Origin of the sequence: Pseudoalteromonas 'SMAR' (assembly GCF_048515945.1) — a bacterium.
Lineage (GTDB): Bacteria > Pseudomonadota > Gammaproteobacteria > Enterobacterales > Alteromonadaceae > Pseudoalteromonas.
The window spans coordinates 1-25,350 of sequence record NZ_JBLWMW010000009.1; the positions used below are offsets into that span (position 1 = coordinate 1).

A 25,350-nucleotide genomic window follows, 5' to 3' on the forward strand; every position below is an offset into this window, starting at 1 on the left:
ACCACCGACACGAGGATTTTCAATCCTCTGCTCTACCGACTGAGCTATCTGGGCGTGCGGCGTATTAAACGGGTTTTGCGGTGCTAAGTCAACCCTTTTTTTAAATACCTTTATCGTTTGCACAGTTTTCAGACAAAGCGGTTAAAATACCGCTTTTTCGATGAAAAATCAGCCTTTACTGCTCTTTTCAGCGCAATGCCGCCTCTATACATAAGCCATAGTCGCAGACAGCCAAGTGGTGGCATAGCGATTGTTGCACTTTATAATTAAGCTCGCCACCTGCGGCAAACGAATCTTGGCAATACAACCAAGCATTATTGCACTATATAAGGTTAAACAGGTCTATTGCTGGTTTACTTCCGATAGCTATAAAAACGAGAGGTAAAAAGTTAAACTAGGTGATAGGATACGGTAACTTCATTGTATATAAACGTGTTTTAGGATAGAGCATGACAGAGAATGCAAACAACGGGGTAAATGGTCGTCTACTCTTGTTAGTTATTACCATGTTACTCGTGGGCTTACTCAGTGGTGTAGGCGCTTATTTGCTTCCCAAATCAGAACCCGCGGATTCGAGTAGCAGTACCATTGACCTACCACAACAAGCACAACAGCTTGCCGCGCCTCTAGCTAGAATCACAACACAACTTGGCTTTGATGACGCCAAACAACTAATTCAAGCGTTCAGCGCCAGTAACCCTGATATTAATGCGGCACTTTATATAAACACCGGAATGGGCAGTAATAGCCTTATTTTCAAAGACGCCTCTATCACAGTAGGGCCACTTGGGCGTACAGAGTCTTACAATAAAGAACAACAGCAAGTGCACCACCAGCAACTGGTGTTAGATGAGCAAAACGTCGGCGAGCTTATATTAACCCTCGCCCCAGCCAAGCCTCAGAGCGACACTTCCGCTTCTATATCCTATGCTTTTTTTGCCTTGGCCATCGTTGTTGCGTTAATAGCGGCCTATTTACTACAGCGCAAACTAGGGAGCGCACCAAACCAGCATATTGAGCAATTAATCACTGAGATTGAACAAGTTACTGCCGAGAAAAACTACAAAGCAAGTATCGCTACTTATTACAGCGGTGGACTGGCACAAATAGCCGAAGTGATCAATAACCTATTGCAGCAAGTGCAAGCCTCCATCGAGTCGGATCAAGCAACGCAAAACGAGCTCAAGCAACTACAAGAGAGTTTAGAAACCGAAGTTCAGGCGCGCACCATAGCCTTAGAAAAAGCCATATTAAATGCCGAGCGGGCCAGTGACGCTAAAACCACCTTCTTAGCCACCATGAGTCATGAGATCCGTACTCCAATGAATGGCGTGATTGGCACTATAGACCTGCTGCGTCAAACTGAGTTAGATGGCGCACAACATCGCCTTAGTACCATCATTCGAGATTCCGCCTTCTCATTGCTGGGTATTCTTGATGACATTTTAGACTTTTCAAAAATTGAAGCGGGTAAATTAAAAATTGATAACAGCCCGTTTTCTGTTGCCGAAACCACCGAGGAAGTCGCTCGAGTGCTGTCGTCGGTGGCTAAAAAGCGCAAACTCGACCTGCAACTGTTTATCGCCCCTGACATCCCCAGCAACCTAGTGGGCGATACCGTACGTGTTAGGCAGGTACTCTATAATCTATGCAGTAATGCCATTAAGTTTACCACCACCGACGAGTCTCATCAGGGCTATGTTAAGATCGCCGTTGAAGTGGCGCAAAATACCTCCGAGCATTACACCTTAAGGTTTACCGTTACCGACAATGGTAAAGGCATGACCAAGGCGCAATTGCGCGAAATCTTCAACCCATTTATTCAGGCTGAAGGGTCTATCACTCGAGAATTTGGTGGTACTGGGCTTGGCTTATCGATTTGTAAAAGCTTAATCGAACTAATGCTTGGCAGCATTCAAGTGAACTCAGACATTGGCATGGGCAGTGAGTTTATTGTCGAGCTGCCCTTTAGCGTCGATGGCCGGGTTAACCATGTACACAAACAAGAGCTGAATGGTCGCAGCGTTGCCTTACTTACCAACAATGACGGCCGCAAGAGTATTTTATCTCGCTACTTGTCGTTTATGGGCGCTAAAGTGGCTGTGATTGATGAATCTGAAATACCTGATCATCAACATGATGACAAGTTGATCTGGGTACTCGACGGTCTCGATGGCATGGATAAGGTCAATGAACAATTACGCACTTTGGTGTATTCATTAGAGAATCATGACCAACAAGTGGTGGTGTTAAGCAAGATGGACGAAGCGGCACTGAACCATAAGAGCATCTTCTACCTCAACGCATCGCCGCTGTGTAAGTCGAGCTTTATGACCTCAATGTTGGTTGCTGCAGGGCTGCATAAGCCAAAAGAGCTCAAACCATCACGGACCCTCAATGACTTTTTAAGTGTCGATGAAGCCAGAGCCAGCGATAAGCTGGTGTTATTGGTCGAAGATAATATGCTTAACCAGCAGGTTTTAACCGATCAGCTGCATTTGCTAGGCTATGGTGTAGAGGTCGCCGAAAATGGCGAAGAAGGATTGCAACTTTGGAAACAGGACCACTTCCCTATCGTCTTAACCGATCTGCATATGCCTAAAATGTCGGGCTACGATATGGTCAAAAACATTCGTGATTTTGTCGAGCAGTCTGATGACTACGATCAGCCTTATGTCATTGCCGTTACGGCTAATGCCCTAAAAGGTGAGCGAGAGCGCTGTGAAGCGGCTGGCATGAATGACTACATCACCAAGCCGGTAGAGCTAAATATTTTAGAAAAAGCGCTAAACAAGTACGCTGAGAGTAACACTAAAAAAGCCGCTACGGCAAAGCAGCAAACCACCGCAGTGGATGAGCAAAGTGATAAATCTGTAGTAGACGAACAAAGCGATAAACCTGCTGATAATGACAATGCCACGTCACAACCAAGTACCCCAGCTGAGCAAACGGTGGTTTCTGAGGTAGAGGATGAGCCTACAGCGGCAGAAGAGGTAGAGGGACAAGAGCAGAGCGAGCAGCCGGCTATTAATCTCGATATGCTCGATAAGTACGTTAACTACGATGAAGCCAAACGTAACCGCTTCTTTAGAATGTACCTCGAACAAAGCAGCCAGCTCACTCGAGACGTTAACGGTGCAATTATTGCCATGAGCCAGGAAGAAATCATCGAAGCCTGCCACCAGCTGAAATCGATATCCAAAACCATAGGAGCTGAACAAGTCGCTGCTACCGCCGCTGAATTTGAGTCTATGTGTAAAGAAAACACCCTAACAACAGATCAGCTCATTCAAATGCGCGACAAACTGGAGCAAGACTTTTTAGCAGCCACAGAGTTTATTCAAGCGTTTTTAAGCCAAGACGCGTAAAACCCGCTCCCACGCACAGCCCTAACCTTTCTAGGGCTGTGTTTGCGCCTCCTAATTACTCCCCCCCAAAATCACCGCTTCTCCCAATGGTTGTCAATAATGTTGCCATGCAAATTTCTATCTGATCTGGGCCTGAACCACTGAACGCAATATAGACTATTTCTGCCGCCCAGCTCTTCCACTAGCAACACCAGCTGAGTATACTTACGCGCTTTTTAAATTAGTAAGTCGTTACAAACGACAAAAGCTAATAGTAATAGGTACTGGCCTCCCGTTCAAAAAAAGTACAACTGGGTTTTAGGTGTGTGGTTGCGGTTTATTTTTATAGTTTAATATAGTTAAAAAACCAAAACTTAGCGCTTACCCCATCAATCTGTAATGAAAAGTGATTGTGCTTATTGCGCATGTGCACTTGCTGCTCACTACTCAATATAGATTGCTCACAATTAACATGGCCAGATACAACAGTTTGATTAGATTAGGAAGTACATATGAATTCAGTTCCGAAGGCTGGAGAATTTCTGGGTCACCCGAAAGGGCTCTTCTTATTATTTGGTACCGAAATGTGGGAGCGTTTTGGTTACTACGGCATGCGTGCCATCTTAGTGCTGTACTTGGTTGCACAAGTGCAAAGCGGCGGCTTTGGCTGGAATAACGCCGATGCCCTAAGCCTTTATGGTACCTTCACCATGGCTGTATACCTCACACCGCTATTTGGTGGTTGGTTAGCCGACAATGTTTTAGGGCAACGTAAAGCGATTATTATTGGTGGTGTGCTGATGGCCGCCGGTCACTTTATCATGGGTATTCCCCACAGCGTAGTTGCAGGACAAGAAGAAAACGTTTTTTATCTAGGTCTGGCGCTACTTTGTATTGGTAATGGTTTATTTAAGCCTAATATTTCTACTATGGTAGGTGACCTGTATCAAGAAGGTGACAAACGTCGCGATGGCGCTTTCACTATTTTCTATATGGGCATTAACTTAGGTGGTGCTTTAGGCCCACTTATCGCCGGCTACGTGGCCGCCGTTATCAATTGGCAGGCAGGTTTTATTGCCGCGGGCATTGGTATGGTTATCTCAGTCGTGATGCAATTATTGTTAAGCCAAAAGTATCTTGGCGATATTGGTAAAGTGCCTGCTGCAAAGCTGTCTCAGCAACAGTCTGAGTCACAAACCAAAGCACCATTAACCAAACAAGAAAAAGACCGTATTCGCGTCATTTTCACCATGAGTGTGTTTTCTATTATTTTCTGGATGGGATTCGAGCAGGCCGGCGGCCTTATGAACCTGTTTGCCAATGACTACACCGACCGTGTATTTATGGGCTTTGAAATTCCCGCTTCGTGGTTCCAATCGCTGAACTCGCTTTTTATCATCATTTTCGCTCCTCTTGTGGCCATGATTTGGTTGCGCCTTGATAACAAAGAACCCAACTCACCAGTGAAATTTGCTATTGGTTTGGTGTTCTTGGCGCTGGGCTTTTTAACTATGATGCTAGCGTTGGCAACAGAAGGCGGTAACAGCGGCGACACCTTACAGATCAGCATGATTTGGCTGGTGCTATTTTACCTGTTCCATACCCTTGGCGAGCTATGCCTGTCGCCCATTGGCCTGTCGATGGTGAGCAAGCTAGCTCCACTGCGTTTAGCCTCTTTATTAATGGGGATTTGGTTCTTATGTACCGCGGTGGCTAACAAACTCGCGGGCCTTGTGGGATCATTTATTGGTGAAGGCCAAGAAGCCATGAACAACGCCATGAGCATCTTTATTGGTTTAGGTGGCGTTGCACTCCTTTCTGCCGGACTTATGTACCTACTCAGTAATAAGTTAGTGGAGTGGATGCACGGCGCAGAAGGCCAGCACGAACCGCATACCCAAGAACATTACCTGGCAGAAGAGCTAGAAGTGACCGCTGAGAAGCAATAATTTTAGTCGAAAACCACACCTTTTCGGTGTGGTTTTCACCCTTCACCACCCTAAAGTGTAAAGATTTAAATACAACCTTACCCCATTCCAAGCCATTTCAGCTTCAAACTCATCCTCAAGGGACTCGCCACCCCGAAATAAGAAAGAATCATATAACCCATTAAAAACAGAAACTTAAAAATCATTAATCACAATTACAGTCAAACAAACCGGATAAAAAGCAAACATTTTTTAGGCTAAAATTAATTTCTCGCTCTTGCCGTCAACTGGGCTTAGTTTTTCTGACTTTTGTGCAACTAAATTTACATTCCTGTTAGCCACTATTTATAGCGCAAATCTTCCCCTTTGTGCTGTTTTGATTAATCATCCATGGCACAAATTAAAAACAGTCACCCAGTGCTTAATTGCGGGAGTATTACAATGAGTGAAGTAAATAATCCACTTGGCCTTGAAGGCATCGAGTTTACCGAATACGCGACACCAGACGCAGATTACATGGATAAAGTGTTCACTGACTTTGGCTTCTCAAAACTAAAGAAGTTTAAAGACAAAGACATCGTTTACTACAATCAGAACGACATCCACTTCTTAATGAACAATGAGCGTGAAGGCTTCTCTGCAGAGTTCGCAAAAAGCCACGGTCCTGCAATCTGCTCAATGGGCTGGCGTGTAAAGGATGCCAAAAAAGCATTCGAAACAGCGGTTGAACGTGGTGCGAAGCCTGCTACAGACTCGGCACACAAAGATTTACCCTACCCGGCTATCTACGGCATTGGCGACAGCCTAATTTACTTCATCGAGAACTTTGGCGACAAAGGCTCTATTTATGAGCAAGACTTTGTTGACCTAGACGAGCCAAGAATCGTTGAAAGCAAAGGCTTTAAGTGCATCGACCACCTAACCAATAACGTCTACAAAGGCACCATGGAAACTTGGGCCAACTTCTATAAAGACGTGTTTGGCTTTACCGAAGTGCGCTACTTTGACATTAAAGGTCAAAAAACAGCGCTACTGTCTTACGCATTGAAATCGCCTTGCGGTACCTTCTCTATTCCAATTAACGAAGGTAAAGACGATAACAACAACCAAATCGATGAGTACCTTGACGAGTACAATGGTCCTGGTGTGCAGCACTTAGCGTTCTTAACAGACGACCTAGTGGGCTCACTCGACAAGCTAGACAAGAGCACAATTGCCACTTTAGATATTGTTGACCATTACTACGACACTATTTTTGACCGTGTACCTTGGGTTAAAGAAGACAAAGATAAGATCAAAGAGCACCAAATCTTAGTAGATAGCCAAAGTGAAAACTGCTACCTACTGCAGATCTTCACTAAGAACCTATTCGGTCCTATCTTTATTGAGATGATCCAACGTGTTGATGACGGTGGCTTCGGTGAAGGTAACTTCCAAGCCCTGTTTGAGTCAATCGAGCGCGATCAAGAGCGCCGCGGCGTAATCTAAACCACATTGATGCAATAAAAAAAGCAGCTAACCTTAGCTGCTTTTTGTGGTTTACCGAAACACCATAAACCACCTAGGATCATTTAGCCTTATTGAGGCGAATTGATATTATTTTGCATTCAGGCTTGAGTTTGCGCGTTTCGGCCATAACTCAAGTGCAAAGCCCAAATTAAAGGAAAAGTAATGTCTCATATTAACGAAACTCACGACATTCAATTGAAAAGCTGGGTGTCTAGCGCCAATCAAGCTGGCACCGATTTCCCTATTCAGAACTTACCGTTTGCCGTATTCCGCCGTAAGAACAGCAATGAAGAATTTCGCGGTGGCGTGGCGATTGGCGATCAGGTACTAGACCTTGGCGCGGTTGCCGCAGCCAAGCTTTTTTCAGGTGAAGCACAGGCCGCCGTCGAAGCAGCAAATGCACCCGCTTTAAATGAGTTTATGGGCATGGGCCAAAACTACTGGTCGGCACTGCGTTTAGCACTTTCTCGTGCGTTGCGTGAGGGCTCTGAACATCAAGCGGCGTTAGAAGGCGCGCTCGTGGCACAAGACGAAGTGGAATACTCACTGCCTTGCCACATCGGCGACTACACTGACTTCTATACTTCAATCTACCACGCAACGGCTGTAGGTAGCTTGTTCCGCCCAGATAATCCTTTATTACCGAACTACAAGTGGGTACCCATTGGTTACCACGGCCGTGCGTCATCTATTGACGTTTCTGGTCAAACGTTCCCTCGTCCTAAAGGCCAAACCAAAGCGCCAGACGCCGACACTCCTTCGTTTGGTCCGTGTAAGCGCCTTGACTATGAATTAGAGCTGGGTATTTACCTTGGTAAAGGCAACGAGCTTGGCGACTCAATCGCGATTAAAAATGCTGAGGACCATGTGTTTGGTTTCTGTTTGTTTAACGACTGGTCAGCTCGAGACTTACAAGCTTGGGAATACCAGCCTCTAGGGCCATTCCTGGCGAAAAACTTTGCCTCTACGGTATCACCTTGGATTGTTACCACAGAAGCACTAGCTCCTTACCGTACTACTTGGCACCGTGATGAGAACGACCCACAACCACTGGACTACTTAGAGTCGAGTGAAAACCGTGAGTCTGGTGCCATTGATATTCGTATGGACGTATTGCTAGAAACAGAAAAAATGCGCAGCGAAAACGCGAAGCCCAGCAAGCTTTCTGAATCAAGCTTTAAGCACAGCTATTGGACCGTGGCGCAGATGGTGACTCACCACACCGTCAATGGTTGTAACTTTATGCCAGGCGATATGCTGGGTTCAGGTACTCAGTCTGGTCCAGAGCATGAAGAGGCAGGCTCATTACTGGAACTGTCACGTGGTGGTAAACAAAGCATCACTCTAGACAATAGCGAAGAGCGTAAGTTCTTAGAAGATGGCGATAAAGTGATTATGCGCGGCTGGTGTGAAGCCGACGGCTTTAATCGTATCGGTTTTGGCTCGGTAGAAGGCACGATTCTACCAGCGAAATAATCGCACATTTTATTTACTTTTAAATCAAGGGCATGGTTATTCCATGCCCTTTTTTTGTTGGTAAAACTAGAATTTTGCATAAAAATTGTTAAAGTGTCATACCAATTCGCTTAATTAAGTGGTCTATTTGAGGCAAGAAAATTCTGTCGATAACAAGGCGAAAATTTTGCTATTTAGTTGTTCTAAATAAGAAATTTTTAACGCAGTTAGCGTCGAATTTGCTCCCTCAAATTGAGTAAGTATTAATGCGGGTTGGTATAACGCTACTATAATTTTGAGGTTTCATGTTGCGAGTACTAAAGCGCCTATATAACAAGCTGTTTAAGCCTACCCAACTCATTATCCGCCAAGATGCTGAGATGAAAGTATTACGCTTACCAGCATGGCTGCAAGCGTGTACCTTAATGGTATTGCTGCTATTGGCAATCTGGTTGCTCAATAACACGGTTGCGCTCTACAAAAATAATCAACTACTGGCATCACAGCAGCAAACTCAAGCAACACGCGAAGCGAAATGGCAAGCTGAAAAACAGCAGCTAGAGCAGCAACTTCTAGAGCAGCACACCGCTTTGCAAAAGCTTGCTCAACAGCACCAAGTATTAGCGTCGTTATTAGACACAGGCGATGAGCCAACCTTAATAACCAATAGCAACACCGAGACCCTCGCTGTAACGCAGAACGTCGACTTTAGCCCTGCCGCGGAAACGTTGTTACAACAACAGCAAAGCGCCAGTGAAGCGATTAGTAGTAAACTTGCTGAAGACATCACCGCCATAGAGCAAGCAGCGGAGGAGGCTGGTGTTGAGCTTTCAGAACCAAAGCAAGTTGCCCAAGGCGGCCCCTATCATCAAGCAGAACTAAACTTGGTGGATGATAGCTTCATCACTGCTATCGATCAGCAGTCCACCTACGCGCAATTAAGTGCTTTGGTTAACCAGCTGCCTAGTAGCCTACCAGTGGTTCAAGATAAATATTACGTTTCCAGTTTGTATGGCTACCGTAAAGACCCCATAACTGGCCGCCGTGCTTATCACAAGGGCATTGATATGGCAGGTTGGGTAAAAACCGAAATCATCGCCCCTGCTGCTGGTGAGGTTGTCCGAGCCGGAAGAAATGGCGGTTACGGTAACTTTATCGAGCTAAAACATGGCAATAATATTAAAACTCGCTATGGTCACCTTCATACCTTGAAAGTCAAAAAAGGACAAACGGTCGATAAAGGCGACGTGATTGCTCTTATGGGCAGCACGGGAAGAAGTACAGCGACACACTTGCACTATGAAGTAATTCAAGGTAAAAAACACCTAAACCCAATTAAAATCACCCGCGCATTCAATCAGTAAGCTTTCAAATTGGATGCCGTGATATCGAGGTAACTTTGTTTAACTCTTTTAAAAGTACGCAGTCAGATGTACCTGCAATTATTGCCAACAGCACCACTATTACAGGGGATGTTACCTGTGACGCTGAACTGCAACTCGATGGCTGCGTTAATGGTAATTTAGAAGTGCACCAATTAACCATTGGTGAAAAAGGCGTGGTAAAGGGCAACATTAACGCCGACACCTTAATTATCTTAGGCAAGATTGAGGGCGATATTCATGCTAAAGAAGTCACATTACAGCCCAGCGCTAAGGTCTATGGCAATATTGAACATGAAACCCTAACCATTGCTGCCGGCGCCCATATCGATGGCAAGTTAACCCATATTCATGAAAAAAGTAATGTCACGGCCATCGCCAGCTCAGACAAACAATAGCCGCTCGATAACTACTTTTTCTGCTTGGCGCTGATATACATATTAATATCAGCGTGAAAGACTTTTTCTCCAGAGCTATTAAATACCTCCACTGGAACAATTAAATCTTCTTTGTCTTGCCATGTGCGCGGGTAGTCGATTTGCGCAACGGCTTCTAAATCCGTTTCCGCCTTGGCGAGATACTGCACCGTCATCCCTTTGGGGATCCAGCGATGGCTTTTATGATCAATTGTGGCATCCGTCATGACTCCACCAACTAACTCAGCCAAGTTACACATAGCAATGGCGTGTACCGTACCGATGTGGTTGTGCACCGCTTTGCGATTAGGCATGGTTGCTTTACACAGCCCTGGCTGAAGTTGCGTAATTTTAGGCTTGATGGTGCCAAAATAAGGTGCTTTTCGGCATACGGCCTTACTGAATAGCCATTTACCAAACGGTAACCAGTTTAAACGTTTATAGGTTTTTACTATCGCAGATGCCATAACATATTATTCCAATCCAATTTTGTTAAAATTAACACATCTGACCAGTTAATCAACTGGCGTCCTGACGACCATAGAAAAATTTTGTCAAATCGGCGCTTTGTCCTGTCTTTTCTATTTTCTCGCAATACAATAGCCGGCAAAAGGAGACGTCATGGCACAGTCAAATTCAAAAGCCCTTATTTTTATTCTCGCACTGCTTATTATTTTTTGCCCCCTGGGTATCGATCTCTACTTGCCAGCTTTTGTGGCAATGGAAAATAGCCTTAATGCCAGCATAGCTCAAATCCAACAAACGGTAAGCATCTACATGTTGGCGGTGGGCTTAGGGCAACTGATTGCAGGACCGTTAGCTGATAAGTTTGGTCGCAAACCCATAGTGTTAATTGGCATCTGCTTGTTTGCTCTCGGCGCCATTACCGCGAGTCTTGCAACCACCTGGTTGACCATGATGGCCGCACGAGTGTTACAAGGCTTTGGGGCCTGTGCCACCTTTGTCTGTGCCTTTGCTATTGTTCGAGATAGCTTTGGCCATAAAGGCGCGGGGCAAATGATCACCTACCTCAATGGTATTGTTTGCTTTATTCCAGCCTTGGCCCCCATCTTAGGCGCCTGGCTTACGGTGAAATTTGGATGGCAAAGTAACTTTAGTTTCTTGGCTGGGTTTGCCTTATTAGGCTTACTATTGGTTGCTGTTTTATATCGTGAGACACGCCCTAGTGACACCCATTACAGTGGTCATATTCTTGATTTGCGGCGCTTTAAGCCCATGTTTAATGACGCTACGTTTGTATTTAATGCTGCCTTAACCATGCTCGGCATGGCCGCCATGCTGGTGTTTGTTATCTCCGCACCGGGTTGGATCATGGAGGAAATGTCAGGCAGTGTTGCGGATTTTACCACTTGGTTTACCGGCAATGCGGTAGTGAGCATTGCTGCAAGCTTTATCGCACCACACTTTATTAAGCGCAATAGTCAGCGTGCGCTTATTTTTGGCCTATCGCTGTTTAGCTTTGGTGGCTTGTTGCTGCTGATGTTACCGCAAACTCAGGTCATGCATTTTGTGTTACCTATGTACCTCGCTTCCATCGGCTTTGCCTTTACCTTAGGCGCTGCAGCAGGTAAAGCGCTATCCGGGTTTGCCAAACAAGCGGGAACAGCTTCCGCTCTCATTGGGGTACTGCAGATGAGTGGTGCCGGAGTACTTGCCACCTTAACGCAACCACTGGGATTAACTGCACCAATGCAATTAGCACTGCATTTATTGCTGGTCATACCCTTTTTGTTGTTACTGGCAAGTGAACGTCGCCACCAGTTACATAGCGCCAGCTGATCTAGTCCCCATTTTGATAACTGTGATGTATGGTTAGACGTCCTGTCATAACCATACATTATATAGAAGCAATTAAATATTCTTATTCATTTCATAAATCCGCATAATTTACCTTTTACGTGACCACGAAACTGGTTATATGCTAACCAACGTTACTAGGTTGTTACCTTTTATTTACAAATGTATTCACGCAATGTAAATGAGAAAATAACAATGAAATTAAACAAGTTAACTGGGGCACTTCTAATCGCAGGCGCTTGCGCTATGGCACAGGCAAACGCATCTGATGACAGATACATCATTCAAGTCGATAACTCTAAAAAAGGTGTTGTAAAGGCGCTTGCTAAGAAGCTAGGAGCTGAGCTACATGTTGATGGCAATGGCTTCTTCGCCGCTACATTTGCAGGAAAGGATTTAAGCCAAGTTAAAGGACTTCTAAACAACCCACATATCAAACTGATTGAAGCTGACCAAAAGCGTTACCCGCTAGGCATTTATAATGATGATGCTGGTGATCCAATGCAACAGCAGATCACTCCTTATGCGGTATACCAATCACAAGCAGATCAACTCACTTTTGATGCTAACGCTGGCATGAAAGTGTGCGTTATTGATTCTGGTCTTGATCAATCTAACCCTGATTTTATCTGGGGCAATATCACTGGTGACAATGACAGTGGCACTGGCAACTGGTACGAGCACGGCGGCCCTCACGGTACTCACGTAGCAGGTACCATAGGTGCGGCAAACAATGGCCTAGGTGTAGTAGGTATGGCACCAGGTGTACCAATGCACATCATTAAAGTATTCAACGCAGAAGGCTGGGGTTATTCATCTGATCTGGCTCATGCAGCAAACCTGTGTTCACAAGCAGGTGCTAACATCATCAACATGAGCCTTGGTGGCGGTGGTTCAAACAGCACTGAATCAAATGCGTTTGAAAACTTCAGCAATGCCGGTGGTTTAGTGGTTGCAGCAGCAGGTAATGATGGCAACGACGTACGTTCATACCCAGCTGGTTACCCATCAGTAATGATGATTGGTGCAAACGATGCGGATAACAACATTGCAGACTTCTCACAGTTCCCAAGCTGTACTTCTGGCCGTGGCAAAAAAGCCACTAATGACGAGCACATCTGTGTCGAAGTAACCGCAGGCGGTGTTGATACCCTTTCAACTTACCCTGCAGATATGGCTACTTCTGCCAACATGACTGCAGATGGCAGTGCCTACGCAAGCTCAGCAATGGAAAACAGCGGATCTGCAACCGGTGACTTCTACTTTATGAGCACAGCGGAAGCCACAGACAGCGCAGCAAGCGGTAAAGTCTGCTTAATTGACCGTGGCAATATCTCATTCCATGACAAAGTGGCAAACTGCGAAGCGTCAGGCGGCATTGGTGCGGTTATTGTGAATAATGAGCCAGGCATGCTATACGGCACGCTAGGTGACACTAACACTACGACTATTCCAGCGGTTGGTGCCGCATACGAAGATCGCTCAGCACTAATGGCAGCAACAACGGCGAGCATTAGTATTGGTACTAGTGATTATGGCTTCATGAGCGGTACATCCATGGCAACTCCAGCGGTTGCAGGTCTTGCAGCACTGGTTTGGTCAAATCACCCAAGCTGTACTGGTGAAGAGATCCGTAGCGCGCTTAAGGCAACAGCAGAAGATGCCGGTGCTGCAGGCAAAGATAACTACTTTGGCTACGGTATTGTTAAGGCTGCAGATGCTAGCGCCTACTTAACAGCTAATGACTGTGCCGGTGGCGGCGATGGTTCTGGCGGTGGTGATAACCCTGCAGCAATCGACCTAACGGCATCTGGCTATAAGCAAAAAGGCACTAAGTATGCCGATCTGAACTGGTCAGGCGCTGGTACTTCACAAGTCGATATTTATCGCAATGGTAGTAAAATTGTAACAACCAGCAATGATAATAGTTACACAGACACTATCAATACCAAAGGCGGCGGCTCATACGGCTACCAAGTTTGTGAACAAGGCAGCACAGACACTTGTTCAACGACACAAACGGTGGTGTTCTAACCTCCAACCGATTGCAAAATGCCGGTCACTTTGATCGGCATTTTTTATCGTATTGAGCAAATTTTTTCGTGCTTATTTTTATTGCATCCAGAAATCTTCACCACTACTATTGCAGCGCTTCTTGCTGATAGCCAATCCGAGTACATCACCCTAATGGGTGGCAAGGCGATAGAGCAACTATCCAAGAGTGACTTTAACTGTGCCGTAATGAATTTGGCACGCTTGATGACGCTCATTCCCATTTGGAGGCTCTATGGCACAACCAGCGTTACCCCTTGGACCCGTTCACTTGCCGTTTGCGGTAGATGAAACCTTAATAACCAATCTAGTACAGCAATTTGGTTCGCCGCTATTACTGCTCGACTGTCAATCAGTGCGTCAACAGTACCAGCTGTTATGCCAGGCGTTGCCAAGCGTGGTGCATCATTTTGCGTTAAAGCCGCTGCCGCACCCTGCAGTAGTGAGAACCTTATTGGCAGAAGGCGCACATTTTGATCTTGCCACCAGCGGTGAAATCGAGTTAGTACGTTCTGTTGGCGTGCCAGCTGAGCGTACCATACACACCCACCCTATTAAGCGAGATAGCGATATTCGTGATGCCCTCGCTTATGGTTGCAACGTGTTTGTGGTGGACAATATTAACGAACTAGAAAAGTTTCGCCCTTATCATGGCCAAGTGGAGCTTTTGATCAGACTAAGCTTTCGTAACAGCGATGCCTATGCCGATTTATCGAAAAAATTTGGTTGTACCCCACAACAAGCCATTGCACTGATGACCCAAGCAAAAGCCTGGCAGATCCACATTAAAGGGTTATCGTTTCATGTTGGCTCGCAAACCAAAAGTGCAAGTAAGTATGTTGCAGCCATAAATAGCTGTAATGAGATTATGCAGCAAACCGTCAAGCTCGGCTTGCCGGCATTAAGTACATTGGATATTGGTGGTGGTTTCCCTGTTAGCTATGCAGATGAAAAAATTGATATTATTGATTTTTGCAAGCCAATTAATGCTGCTCTAGCAGGCCTGCCACAAACAGTTCAGGTTATTGCCGAACCGGGACGCTTTATCGTAGCCAATGCCATGTTAAGTGTGGCCTCTGTCATGGGGCAAGCACAAAGAGGTGAGCACACTTGGTATTATCTTGATGACGGTATTTATGGTTCCTTCAGTGGTTTGATGTTTGATGCAGCGCCGTACCCTATTCGAACGCTAAAACAAAGTGCTGAGCTATACCCCAGTGTGTTAGCAGGGCCTACTTGTGACAGTATTGATGTAATTAGTGAGAATATAGCCTTACCACAGTTAGATAATGGTGACATAGTTGTCACCGCAATGATGGGGGCTTACACCAGTGCTACGGCTACTGATTTTAACTTTTTTAAACGTGCCGAAGTAATCGTAATGAACGAAGCGGCATTAGCGAACGTAGTGATGGCTTAAAGCGAAGTCAATAATAAGATGAACAGATAGGATTTTTACCTACTGTTCATTTTCTTTTCACTTCGAGTGTCTATACTAATGAATAGTTTTGTGACAGAAGGAGTCTTACATGAGTACATCGGGTTATACCCCACCCAAAGTATGGCAACACGCATGGCAAACAGATGATGGCAATAAGTTTGCTAGCATAAACCGCCCCACGGCAGGTTCCAGATATCAACAGTCACTCCCTCAAGGTAAACACCCTCTGCAATTATACTCCCTAGCCACACCCAATGGTGTTAAGGTCACCATATTATTAGAAGAACTGCTTGCTGCTGGCCACAGTGGCGCCGAATACGATGCCTTTCTCATCGATATTATGGCTGGAGAGCAATTTAGTTCTGGTTTTGTTGCACTAAACCCTAACTCCAAAATCCCCGCCTTACTCGATACCAGTACAGAAACACCGACCAAAGTGTTCGAGTCAGGCTCTATCTTGCTGTACCTCGCGGAGAAGTTTAATGCTTTTATTCCGCAAGACTCGGCGAAACGCACCGAATGTTTAAACTGGCTCTTTTGGCAAATGGGCGCCGCCCCCTTGCTTGGCGGTGGCTTCGGTCATTTTTATGCCTATGCACCAGAGTATTTCGAGTACCCAATTAATCGTTACACCATGGAAGTAAAGCGGCAACTCGATATGCTTAACCAACATCTGGCTAATAATCAGTACATTTGTGGCGATGAGTATACCATTGCCGATATGGCCATTTGGCCTTGGTATGGCGTGCTGGCGCAGGGGCATCTGTATGATGCCGCAGAGTTTCTCGACGTCAATGGCTATGAGCATGTCATCCGCTGGGCAGCCGAAATTGCTGCGCGCCCGGCTGTAAAGCGTGGCAAGATGGTGAACCGAACTTGGGGAGAGCCCCATGAACAGCTCCACGAGCGACATGATGCCAGTGATTTTGATAGCAAAACACAAGATAAACTAAACTCTGACTAATCATCCAGCGCCGCTGCCCTGCGGCGCTTTCTCTACACAACCCTTCTTACTTTAAAGCATATAATTACCACCGTGGTCACCCACTCTGTCGTTTTGATGTTATCCCCTATCTAGATTTATTTACGCTCGCAAAAAGCCCTAAAAGTGATTATATTTAAGCAACTTTTTTTGTTAGGAAGAACTCATGCCCAAGGCTAGTGAAATAAAAAAACATGCTGCCATTGAATATAACGGCCGCGTAATGATTGTTAGAGACATTGAGCGCTCGGTACCACAAGGTCGTGCTGGCGGCAGCTTGTATCGTATGCGGATGTACGATGTGGTTGATAACTCTAAGGTTGACCAAACTTTTAAAGCAGAAGAAATGCTCACATTAGCCGATCTCAATCGCCGCGGTGCCGTGCTCTCTTACATCGATGGCGATGAATACGTGTTTATGGATGACGAAGATTACACCCCGTATCACCTCAATAAAGACAGCATTGCCGAACAACTGCTGTTTATTGACGAAGCCACTCAAGGCTTATCGGTGGTACTGGTACAAGGCTCTCCTGTTTCAATCGACTTGCCATCCAGCGTGGAGTTGGTCATTACAGAAACATCACCGTCGATAAAAGGCGCTTCTGCTAGTGCTCGAACTAAACCTGCCACCCTCACTACGGGCTTAGTGGTGCAAGTTCCAGAGCACATCTCAAGCGGTGATAAAATTAAAATCAATACCGCTGAATCTAAGTTTATGGGTCGCGCCGACTAATTTTCTCTGCTAGGCGGGTTTTAATCAGCCTTTTACAGCGCCGGTCGCATCCGCAAAAAGCGTGCAAACCTTGGCTTGCCAAACTTGGTGTAACCTTGGTAACGAAAAGTGATGCGACTACCAACCGCTGGCGGCGCTTTGCGCTCGGCATCGCTAAAGCCGGTGCCGATTTTAAATTGCTTACCTCGCTCGTCCTTTACCAACAACGACCCCATCATGCCTTTATATTTGCCATTACCAGGTAAGTGCTTAAGCACAATGGCCTCGGCATCTTGATAAGGCTTATACTTGACAATATCACTGCTGCGCCCAGGTTTATGTAAGGCATTTTTACGATGTAGCATGAGCCCTTCGGCCCCTTTCTCTAACACGGCATCATAGTAGTGATTTAACGCTTGGCGGTTTTGCAACGCAAGCTGCTCTACGGCTTGAATATGAGGGATATTTAACTCGTCAATAAGGCGTTTATAATGCTGATACCGCTTAACAAAAGGAGTCGTTTTATCGGGAGCATCAAAAATATAATAGGTGATTTGCCGCCAATGGCTATCGTTTGGTTGCTGACGGCGAGCAACCCCACTGACAAAGGCAAAGTTTTTGTAGCCAGCCCATAACTCACCATCTAACCAAACATTGGGCAAGCCTTGCGTAAACCAATCTGGCGCATGGATCACATGGCCACCACGACTAAGCAGCTGCTCACCATTCCACACCGCCCTGACGCCATCGTATTTTTCACTCACTAAATACTCTGATATGGCTTCATGACCTTGATAAATAGCGGCAAGCTGAGTGGCTGGAGGCTCGGCACTAAACAGTGAAAAGCTGTAAAAAAGCAGTCCTAAAAGCATCGTTTTCATAGCAATATCCTTTGCAGTGAAGAGTAACATCTAACTGCTTAAACATTGCACAGCTCAGCTGGTTTGTAAAATTCCTTTCGTGGCTAATTTCTAAGCCACTGATAAAACGCAGCTAAATTATTAAATTGCTGATCCGCTATGCTTAAGTCTTGCACCTGAGAGTGGCTATTGGGAATAGCCACCGCACACAGCCCAGCAGACTTTGCTGATTGCAACCCTGTGTGGCTGTCTTCAATGGCAACAGCTTGGCTGGCGGCGACCCCAAGCTGCGCTAACGCTTGTAGGTATGGCTCTGGGTGAGGTTTTGGCTGTTCAACATCGTCTTTACAGATCACCACATCAAACAATGGCAAGAGATCATGGCTGACTAACGCTGGAATGGCTTCAGCACGGCTGCTCCCCGTCACCAAAGCGATGGGCATTTGCTTGGCACTTTGCTCGACAACGGTTTGAGCGAAAGGCATGAGGGTCGGCGCCACTTCGCTTACCACGGCAACAAAGTGTGCGTTTTTATCGTCACATAAAGAGGCTGCCGATGGCGCTAGCTGATGTCGCTGTTTGAGTATGTTTGCCGCCTCTAGGGTCGGTATACCAGAGAACTCATGGCAAAACGCTTGCTCAGTGTAAGATACCCCAAGAGGCGCCAACACTTGCATCCAACTTTGATAGTGCAATGCCTCTGAATCCACTAAGGTGCCATCAAAATCAAACAATACCGCTTGAAAACGCATTATACTCTCTACCTTACTCTTGCTTTTCTCAATTCAAGCAGAAGCGCTGAGCGGTTCTGCCCTTCCAGCTCAAGCGTGTTTATACTGTGTCTCGTATTAGGCCATTATTGCTGTAGACCAGCAGGCGGCTCTGCCGACGCTTCCTCGCCCGACTCCACTTCAACCAAGGTGTAACCCCGAGGCTGTCTTACCACTTTTAAAATGGGTTTTTCGAAAGCAGATTGTAACCTTTGGCTATCGGCCTGCAACTCTTCTATGGTACGCCCAAAAGGTGCGGCACCGGTTTCAGACCAATTCGTCACCTTACCGTTAAGGTTATATTCTACTTCGTGGATTTGATAGAGCTCAGGCTCTGTTTTGGTTGCTTCACAGAAAATTACACGGTAATTCCAAAAACCTGACATAGCGACTCCCATCATAAAAATGTCAAAATAAAAGCTGATAGTAAAAAGCCCGCATTAAGCGGGCTTTGGCATATTCATTATAATCACTGTGGTGTGAATTAGAAGAATTTTACTTTAAATTCTGCACCAACAAAGCGCTCTTGATTCAGCATACCGGTGTTGTTGTTGAAATCAACTCCACCAATAACAACCTGCTCGTCGAATAAGTTACGAGCAAATACTGAAACTTCATATTCATTGTCACCGGAGAACCATAGGTAACCAGCTCGTAGGCCGGTTTCAAACAGAGCTTCACCTTCAAACTCTACCGATTTATACAAGAAGAAGTCGATTTCGCTGCGGTATGACATATCGCCGTATACAAAAAACTCACCATTTTCAGTTTCTTTGGTATAGCGTAATGTTGCATTGGCAATCCACTCTGGCGCGTGCGGTAGGCTGTTGCCATCAAGCACAGCTAGGCCTTCAGTATTAAGCGGATCTGTTACCGTACACTGAGCACAGACCTGAACAGCTAAGTTATTGTCGTTAAGCTCGGTGTTGTTATAGCTAAGGTTGAATGTTGCATTAAGCTCGTCTGTAAGTACCCATTCAGTATCAAGCTCAAAACCATAGCCGGTGGTCTCGTCGGCATTAACTAGGCGGTTAAAGTTAGCGCCACCACCTACAGCAGTAAGCTGCTGATCATTCATTTTGTAATAGAATACGGTTGCGTTAACACGACCTGAGCCATCTAACACGTCTGATTTAATACCCGCTTCAATCGAGTTAGTCGTTTCTGACTCAGCTACTGTGACGACATCACCGAATAAGATGCGACCCTGAACACTTGGCGCACGGAAACCATTAGCAATACGACCAAACAGATTAACATCATCGGTAAGTTTATAAGTAGCACTTAAATCCCAACTAACGTGGCTGTCGCTTGGATTTGCACGACCATCAAGTACATCTGGCGAACCGTTCCAAGGAGTTGGGTTTTTAGTTCGCATAGCGTAAAAGTCTTTGTCATCGTCTGAGTAACGAAGACCTGCAGTCACTTTAAGTGCATCAGATACTGAGTAGTCAAATGAACCAAATAACGCCCAAGCAGAAGTCTCTTGCTGCTGCAGTGCGAAACCGTTTTGCGCACCGAATTGGTCAAGGCTAGCATCGTAAGCAAAGGTATCAAAGCTATAGCTTTCGATTTCTAGGTCTTCTTCAAATAAGAAAACCCCAACTTGATAGTTGTAGTCACCGGCAAAGTTGCTAGATAGGCGAAGCTCTTGAGTATATTGGTCGTGATCTGGAATAACATCTGCGGTTTCTGAAGCAAACGGGATCACTCCTGGACCTTGTGTATCAAGGAATACCGCACCGTAACCACCGTCAACGTCGGCACGAGAATAAATTTCAGCACTCTCCCAAGCAGAGATTGATGTCACAGTGTGCTGATCCAAATCCCACTCAAGCTTTAAGCTCGCACCTTGAGTTTGAACTTGTTGTGTCGCACGAGAAGCAGCGTCGTGGTATACCACGTCGTTGTCATAAATTGGGTTGATGTTATTGCTGCCAGCTTCAATTAAGTTGGCGCGGAATGCGATAGGACGACCATCAAGATCACGATAATGGTAGTTAAGTAAGCCGTTGAAGTTATCACCTTCATATAAGAACTGCACACGTACAGCTTGCTCGTTGTAGCCACCTAGTGAGTCTGCTTTTTCAAAGCCTGGGGCTTTGACGTCGATGTAGTCTTCTTTTTCTTGCCATAGCGCTGAAATACGAGTTGATAAGCGATCCGTTACAGAACCACCTACCGCACCTTCAAAGTCAGTGGCACCACCGCTACCATATGAAAGGGCTGCATAACCATCAAAGTCTTGACTAGGCTTTACTGTATCAAACTTTACTAGGCCCGCAGGCGTGTTACGACCAAATAGTGTGCCCTGAGGACCACGTAACACTTCGATGCGTGCAATATCAAAAACTGGAAAGCCTTTAAGAATAGGGTTTTCTTGAACCACTTCATCGACAACCAACGAAACCGGTTGTGATGCGTTTAGATCGAAATCCGTGTTACCTAAACCACGAACGTAAAAGCGTGGGAAAGTACGACCAAAAGAAGATTCCACAGATAAACTTGGAATTTTCGCGTTCATGAAACGAATATCCATACCCGCAGAACTATAAGCGTTTAAGCCATCACCTTGCAGTGCTGATACTGAAACAGGCACCTCTTGTGCGTTCTCAACACGCTTACGCGCAGTAATCTGGATTACTTCTAGTTGGTTTGATTTTGCTTGCTCTTCTTCAGCAAGGGCAGAAAATGAAGTACCTGCTACAGCAGAGAACAACGTAGCATTGATTAACGTTGCTAACGTGGATCTTTTCATTGCTTTCATGTTGGATTTCGACCTTTTAGTGCACTCTATGTTCAACGGTATATGTTTTGGGCGCCGTTTCACGTGGCGTGAACGTTCAATTTTACGCGTTTTTCTATTAACGCGGACCTTGCAATTGAGAGTGCGATACAAATTTGCACGGCTGAACGAGACGGCGCTAATTATAGCAGCAAATTTTTACTTTGCTTCATAAACCGAACTAAAAAAGTCAATTTTTTACAACTTTTAGCTATGTTAGCTGACAGTTCACAACATTTAGCAACAAAAAACCACAAAAAGCGGACATTTGTCCTTTCGAAAACCAAGCACAAATGTTCACCCTTCCAACCTTTACCGACAACAGAAACAACATCAATTGAAGCGTTCACGAGGTCGAAGTCGTGATAACTCATAATAGATGCTGTGATGTTTTGCCACTTGCGCCCAAACAAGAACCAAAACATAGTCGGTAACGGTCATATTACCGAAAGTCGTTACTGGTCAATATGACTGTGGCAGAATAGTAAAGTTCAATATGAATTAGAAATAGGACATTAGACCGATTTAAGGAAAAAAACCGGCCTGAGTTTAATCGCTTCAGCGCTCTGGAGTTTCCATTGCTACAAACTCGGCGCGGCCAGACTCTTCATTGTAGTTAATCACTGCTATTGCTGCAGTATTAAAAATAGGCATATTGTCTGGGCACAATTGATCAACTAAGTAGCTGACGATGGGCATGTGTGCCACCAGCAACCAAGTGTTTAACTGCGGGTTTAATGAGATTAAGGTTTCAAGATAATCAATAGCCGTATTTGCCGTACCACTTGGCACAATATCTTCACAGGTTTCCACAAATTGTGGGGATTGTGGCTGCAACACCTGGGCTGCCGTTTGCTGGGCACGTACAAATGGGCTGATCAATGCCGCATCAACTTGATAATGCTGCTTTAACCAAGTGGCCATGTGTTGTGCTTGCTGTACTCCGTGCTCGGTTAACTCCCTGTTGGCATCAGTGCTGCGCAGCGCTTGCGCTTCGCCATGACGCATAATCAGGATTGTCTTCATACTATTCAGCACCTTATGATTAATTTAGACTAAACCGGTAGCTAAATCACCGATTTGTTCGCTATATTAAAACAAATGAAGCATTAACGGGAAATGAAATTCCAGTTACCTGCAATTACTTTTAACTAATTTATCGGCAGCAGCGTATTGAAACTGAGTAATAATGATAGTCGGCAGTACCAATTTATAACACTGGACAATGGTCTAAGAGTGCTCCTTGTTAATGATGCCTCTATTGCAAAATGCGCCGTGTCATTAACCGTTAATGTTGGCCACTTTGATGACCCCGAACACCGTCAAGGCATGGCTCATTTTCTTGAGCATATGTTATTTCTTGGCACCGAGGCTTATCCTGAGTCGGGCAGTTTTTCTCAATTTATTAGTCAGCATGGCGGCCAAACCAATGCTTGGACTAGCACTGAGCACTCTAGCTATTACTTCGATTGCGACGCTGAGCAACTGCAGCCGGCATTAGAGCGGTTCAGTCAGTTCTTTATTGCACCACTTTTAAGCCCCAATGACAGCGAAAAAGAACGTGAAGCCATTGATGCCGAGTTTAAACTAAAAATAAAAGACGACGGCCGCCGCATTTATCAAGTGCACAAAGAAACCATTAACCCGGCTCATCCATTTGCCAAGTTCTCTGTGGGCACACGCGAAACACTTGCCGATGGTGAACAAAATATAGCGCTTGAGTTAAAGGCTTTTTTTCAGCACCACTATCAGGCGCAATGGATGACCTTAGTCATCGCAGCACCTCAACCGCTGAAACAGTTAAATCATTATTGCCAAGTGTTTCAATGTATTCGTGGCAGCAGCGAAGTTAAGCCGGCTATTGAAACGCCAATGTATCGCCCTGACGATCTCTGTCAGGAGTTACAAATAAAGCCTCGTAAGCATATGCAAAAGTTGATCGTCAGCTTTGCCATGCCCAACCCGGCCGACCTCTACAAACACAAAAGCGTTAGTTTTCTTGCCCATTTATTGGGATATGAAGGCAAAGGCTCTTTGTACTCGATATTGAAGTCTCAAGGTTGGATTAACGCCCTGTCTGCCGGGGGCGGTATCACGGGGAGCAACTTTCGCGACTTTAACGTCAGCTTTGCACTTACCGACGAAGGCATTGAGTACTACGAAGACATTGTCGAAATGCTGTTTGAATACTTGGCACTGATCAAGCAAAACGTCATTGCCCTGCCACGGCTCTATCAAGACAAAAGCACGCTATTAAATATTGCCTTTGATAACCAAGAAATCGGCCGCACACTAGAGTGGGTGAACTCGGTTAGTGTCAACATGCACCATTATCAACAACAAGACTTTCTTTATGGCGATTATCGTATGGATGGCTTTTGTGAAGCTCAGCATAATGAATTGTTGTCATACCTAACACCACACAATATGCGCCTAGTGTTAATCCATCCTGATGCCTACGTTAACAAGCAAGCTAAGTGGTATAACACGCCATACAGTATTCAACCTTTAGCACCTGAGTGGTTAGAATCGTTAGCAAAAGTAAGTATGCCTTTGCCGCAAATGGCACTGCCAGCGATTAACCCTTATTTAAGTGCCAGTAACCCACTCCACCCGGTTGAATCATCGCAAGACAAACCGATTCGCTTAGCCGAGCAACCAGGGTTTGAGTTTTGGTTTAAACAAGATGTGACCTTTCGAGTAACTAAAGGCCATTTTTATCTTGAGATAGACTCAGCACCATCGGTGCAATGCTATAAACACATGGCGTTATCACGCTTATTTGCTGATCTGTTTATGGACGCCGTAGCGGAGCGTTTTTACAGTGCCGAGTTGGCAGGGTTAAGCTATCATATCAACTCCCACCAAGGGGGGCTGACGCTGCACACTGCAGGTCTTACAGGTAACCAAACCACCTTAATTTTGGAATTAGTAGATGCCCTACTACACCAGCCAATCCATGCCGCACGCTTTGCTGAGTACAAAAAGCAGCTGATCCGCCATTGGCGCAGTCACAATAAAAACAAACCCGTTAGTGAGTTGTTTAGTCGCCTCGGTGCCCATTTGATGCCGTGGAACCCAAGCCCTGAAGACTTAGCTAGCGCCCTGAAAAGCGTCAGCTTTAATGAGTTTCAATTGTTCCGCAAAGCATTTTTCTCCGCCATTCATGTCAAAGCGTTTATGCATGGTAATTGGCAAATAAAGCATGCTCAGCAATTGAAAACAGCAGTACACGCCTTGTTTGTCGACAGCGAAATACTCGATGATTTAAAGCGACCATTAACCGAGGTTACTGACACACTAACCGATGCCATTACCCGTGATGGCAGTGATCATGCATTTATAGAATACTTCCAGTCGCAAACTGACTCAGTAAAAGAAAAAGTCACCATGATGGCGGTGAATCACCTCATCAACCAAGACTATTTCGATCAATTGCGTTCGCAAGAGCAACTGGGCTACTTGGTTGGCGCCGGTTACGCACCTTTTAATACCCGCGCCGGAATTGCCTTCTACATACAATCGCCGAACTACGACAGCCAGCATTTGCTTGACCGCCACCGCTTATTTTTACAGCAGTTCGCTGCCCAGCTAGAAGCAATTGATGAAGACACTTGGCAACGTGCCAAAGAAGGCTTGCTACTGCACATTTCAGAGCGGGATAAAAACTTACGCCTGCGCGCACAACGGCTCTGGATTGCCATCACTAACGACTTCCACCAATTTGATATGCAAGCTCGCTTAATAGAAGCGTTAGATATGTTGACCTTGGCAGAGGTAAGCAATTATATCAATGACATGCTGGATGCAAATAGAGCAAGGTTAATTTTCACCTGTAACTAACTGCAACCACATAAAATTTCAGCTTGAAAGCCTAGCGAGTAGGCTTT

General features: G+C 45.5%; 18 protein-coding genes. 12 read left to right on the plus strand and 6 right to left on the minus strand.

The window, feature by feature from the left end:
* The first annotated feature begins 449 nt into the window (after window positions 1–449).
* The 6 genes from ACNKW2_RS05765 (at window position 450) to ACNKW2_RS05790 (ending at window position 10,019) form a co-directional block, all read left to right on the plus strand.
* Window positions 450–3,368 carry an ATP-binding protein gene (locus ACNKW2_RS05765; protein ID WP_419147699.1) on the plus strand — a complete coding sequence of 973 codons (2,919 nt, stop codon included), beginning with the start codon at window positions 450–452 and terminating at the stop codon, window positions 3,366–3,368.
* 491 nt (window positions 3,369–3,859) lie between these two features.
* Entirely contained in the window at window positions 3,860–5,296 is a 1,437-nt protein-coding gene (locus ACNKW2_RS05770; RefSeq protein ID WP_419147700.1) for a peptide MFS transporter, read from the plus strand.
* 420 nt (window positions 5,297–5,716) lie between these two features.
* Complete coding sequence (gene hppD, locus ACNKW2_RS05775; protein ID WP_419147701.1) at window positions 5,717–6,763, plus strand: 4-hydroxyphenylpyruvate dioxygenase; 1,047 nt, start codon at window positions 5,717–5,719, stop codon at window positions 6,761–6,763.
* 183 nt (window positions 6,764–6,946) lie between these two features.
* Entirely contained in the window at window positions 6,947–8,260 is a 1,314-nt protein-coding gene (gene fahA / locus ACNKW2_RS05780; RefSeq protein WP_419147702.1) for a fumarylacetoacetase, read from the plus strand.
* 284 nt (window positions 8,261–8,544) lie between these two features.
* A complete protein-coding gene (locus ACNKW2_RS05785; protein WP_419147703.1) occupies window positions 8,545–9,603 on the plus strand; it encodes a M23 family metallopeptidase in 1,059 nt (352 codons plus the stop codon).
* A 35-nt stretch (window positions 9,604–9,638) separates the two neighbouring features.
* Window positions 9,639–10,019, plus strand: a complete 381-nt coding sequence (locus ACNKW2_RS05790; protein WP_419147704.1) for a bactofilin family protein — start codon at window positions 9,639–9,641, stop codon at window positions 10,017–10,019.
* Between the two features lie 11 nt (window positions 10,020–10,030).
* On the opposite strand, the gene ACNKW2_RS05795 is transcribed toward ACNKW2_RS05790, so the two are convergent.
* Window positions 10,031–10,504 carry a hotdog fold domain-containing protein gene (locus ACNKW2_RS05795; RefSeq protein WP_419147705.1) on the minus strand — a complete coding sequence of 158 codons (474 nt, stop codon included), beginning with the start codon at window positions 10,502–10,504 and terminating at the stop codon, window positions 10,031–10,033.
* A gap of 154 nt (window positions 10,505–10,658) precedes the next feature.
* On the opposite strand from ACNKW2_RS05795, the gene ACNKW2_RS05800 reads away from it, so the two are divergent.
* The 5 genes from ACNKW2_RS05800 (at window position 10,659) to efpL (ending at window position 17,066) form a co-directional block, all read left to right on the plus strand.
* Window positions 10,659–11,837 carry a multidrug effflux MFS transporter gene (locus tag ACNKW2_RS05800; RefSeq protein ID WP_419147706.1) on the plus strand — a complete coding sequence of 393 codons (1,179 nt, stop codon included), beginning with the start codon at window positions 10,659–10,661 and terminating at the stop codon, window positions 11,835–11,837.
* A 213-nt stretch (window positions 11,838–12,050) separates the two neighbouring features.
* Window positions 12,051–13,889: a S8 family serine peptidase gene (locus tag ACNKW2_RS05805; protein WP_419147707.1), complete on the plus strand. Its 1,839-nt coding sequence runs from the start codon at window positions 12,051–12,053 to the stop codon at window positions 13,887–13,889.
* A gap of 253 nt (window positions 13,890–14,142) precedes the next feature.
* On the plus strand, window positions 14,143–15,327 hold the full coding sequence (locus tag ACNKW2_RS05810) for a type III PLP-dependent enzyme (protein ID WP_419147708.1): 1,185 nt from the start codon (window positions 14,143–14,145) through the stop codon (window positions 15,325–15,327).
* Window positions 15,328–15,436: 109 nt separating this feature from the next.
* Window positions 15,437–16,312 carry a glutathione-dependent disulfide-bond oxidoreductase gene (gene yghU, locus ACNKW2_RS05815; protein WP_419147709.1) on the plus strand — a complete coding sequence of 292 codons (876 nt, stop codon included), beginning with the start codon at window positions 15,437–15,439 and terminating at the stop codon, window positions 16,310–16,312.
* A gap of 184 nt (window positions 16,313–16,496) precedes the next feature.
* Complete coding sequence (efpL, locus tag ACNKW2_RS05820; protein ID WP_419147710.1) at window positions 16,497–17,066, plus strand: elongation factor P-like protein EfpL; 570 nt, start codon at window positions 16,497–16,499, stop codon at window positions 17,064–17,066.
* A gap of 32 nt (window positions 17,067–17,098) precedes the next feature.
* Here efpL and ACNKW2_RS05825 read toward each other — a convergent pair whose 3' ends face one another.
* From ACNKW2_RS05825 to sixA, 5 genes are all read right to left on the minus strand, one after another.
* Window positions 17,099–17,917, minus strand: a complete 819-nt coding sequence (locus ACNKW2_RS05825) for a DNA ligase (RefSeq protein WP_419147770.1) — start codon at window positions 17,915–17,917, stop codon at window positions 17,099–17,101.
* Between the two features lie 92 nt (window positions 17,918–18,009).
* Entirely contained in the window at window positions 18,010–18,657 is a 648-nt protein-coding gene (locus ACNKW2_RS05830; protein ID WP_419147711.1) for an HAD family hydrolase, read from the minus strand.
* A 104-nt stretch (window positions 18,658–18,761) separates the two neighbouring features.
* On the minus strand, window positions 18,762–19,061 hold the full coding sequence (locus tag ACNKW2_RS05835) for a hypothetical protein (protein WP_336567244.1): 300 nt from the start codon (window positions 19,059–19,061) through the stop codon (window positions 18,762–18,764).
* 98 nt (window positions 19,062–19,159) lie between these two features.
* A complete protein-coding gene (locus tag ACNKW2_RS05840) occupies window positions 19,160–21,442 on the minus strand; it encodes a TonB-dependent receptor (RefSeq protein ID WP_419147712.1) in 2,283 nt (760 codons plus the stop codon).
* Window positions 21,443–22,018: 576 nt separating this feature from the next.
* Window positions 22,019–22,486 carry a phosphohistidine phosphatase SixA gene (gene sixA / locus ACNKW2_RS05845; protein ID WP_419147713.1) on the minus strand — a complete coding sequence of 156 codons (468 nt, stop codon included), beginning with the start codon at window positions 22,484–22,486 and terminating at the stop codon, window positions 22,019–22,021.
* Between the two features lie 147 nt (window positions 22,487–22,633).
* Here sixA and ACNKW2_RS05850 point away from each other — a divergent pair, with 147 nt between their 5' ends.
* The gene (locus ACNKW2_RS05850; protein ID WP_419147714.1) at window positions 22,634–25,303 is read left to right on the plus strand and encodes an insulinase family protein; all 2,670 of its coding nucleotides are present in this window, start codon (window positions 22,634–22,636) and stop codon (window positions 25,301–25,303) included.
* The last annotated feature ends 47 nt before the right edge of the window (window positions 25,304–25,350 follow it).

Coding starts and splice junctions, on each gene's coding strand:
- ACNKW2_RS05765 (WP_419147699.1), top strand. CDS start 450: ATGACAGAGAATGCAAACAACGGGGTAAATGGTCGTCTACTCTTGTTA.
- ACNKW2_RS05770 (WP_419147700.1), top strand. CDS start 3,860: ATGAATTCAGTTCCGAAGGCTGGAGAATTTCTGGGTCACCCGAAAGGG.
- hppD (WP_419147701.1), top strand. CDS start 5,717: ATGAGTGAAGTAAATAATCCACTTGGCCTTGAAGGCATCGAGTTTACC.
- fahA (WP_419147702.1), top strand. CDS start 6,947: ATGTCTCATATTAACGAAACTCACGACATTCAATTGAAAAGCTGGGTG.
- ACNKW2_RS05785 (WP_419147703.1), top strand. CDS start 8,545: ATGTTGCGAGTACTAAAGCGCCTATATAACAAGCTGTTTAAGCCTACC.
- ACNKW2_RS05795 (WP_419147705.1), bottom strand. CDS start 10,504: ATGGCATCTGCGATAGTAAAAACCTATAAACGTTTAAACTGGTTACCG.
- ACNKW2_RS05800 (WP_419147706.1), top strand. CDS start 10,659: ATGGCACAGTCAAATTCAAAAGCCCTTATTTTTATTCTCGCACTGCTT.
- ACNKW2_RS05805 (WP_419147707.1), top strand. CDS start 12,051: ATGAAATTAAACAAGTTAACTGGGGCACTTCTAATCGCAGGCGCTTGC.
- ACNKW2_RS05810 (WP_419147708.1), top strand. CDS start 14,143: ATGGCACAACCAGCGTTACCCCTTGGACCCGTTCACTTGCCGTTTGCG.
- yghU (WP_419147709.1), top strand. CDS start 15,437: ATGAGTACATCGGGTTATACCCCACCCAAAGTATGGCAACACGCATGG.
- efpL (WP_419147710.1), top strand. CDS start 16,497: ATGCCCAAGGCTAGTGAAATAAAAAAACATGCTGCCATTGAATATAAC.
- ACNKW2_RS05825 (WP_419147770.1), bottom strand. CDS start 17,917: ATGCTTTTAGGACTGCTTTTTTACAGCTTTTCACTGTTTAGTGCCGAG.
- ACNKW2_RS05830 (WP_419147711.1), bottom strand. CDS start 18,657: ATGCGTTTTCAAGCGGTATTGTTTGATTTTGATGGCACCTTAGTGGAT.
- ACNKW2_RS05835 (WP_336567244.1), bottom strand. CDS start 19,061: ATGTCAGGTTTTTGGAATTACCGTGTAATTTTCTGTGAAGCAACCAAA.
- ACNKW2_RS05840 (WP_419147712.1), bottom strand. CDS start 21,442: ATGAAAGCAATGAAAAGATCCACGTTAGCAACGTTAATCAATGCTACG.
- sixA (WP_419147713.1), bottom strand. CDS start 22,486: ATGAAGACAATCCTGATTATGCGTCATGGCGAAGCGCAAGCGCTGCGC.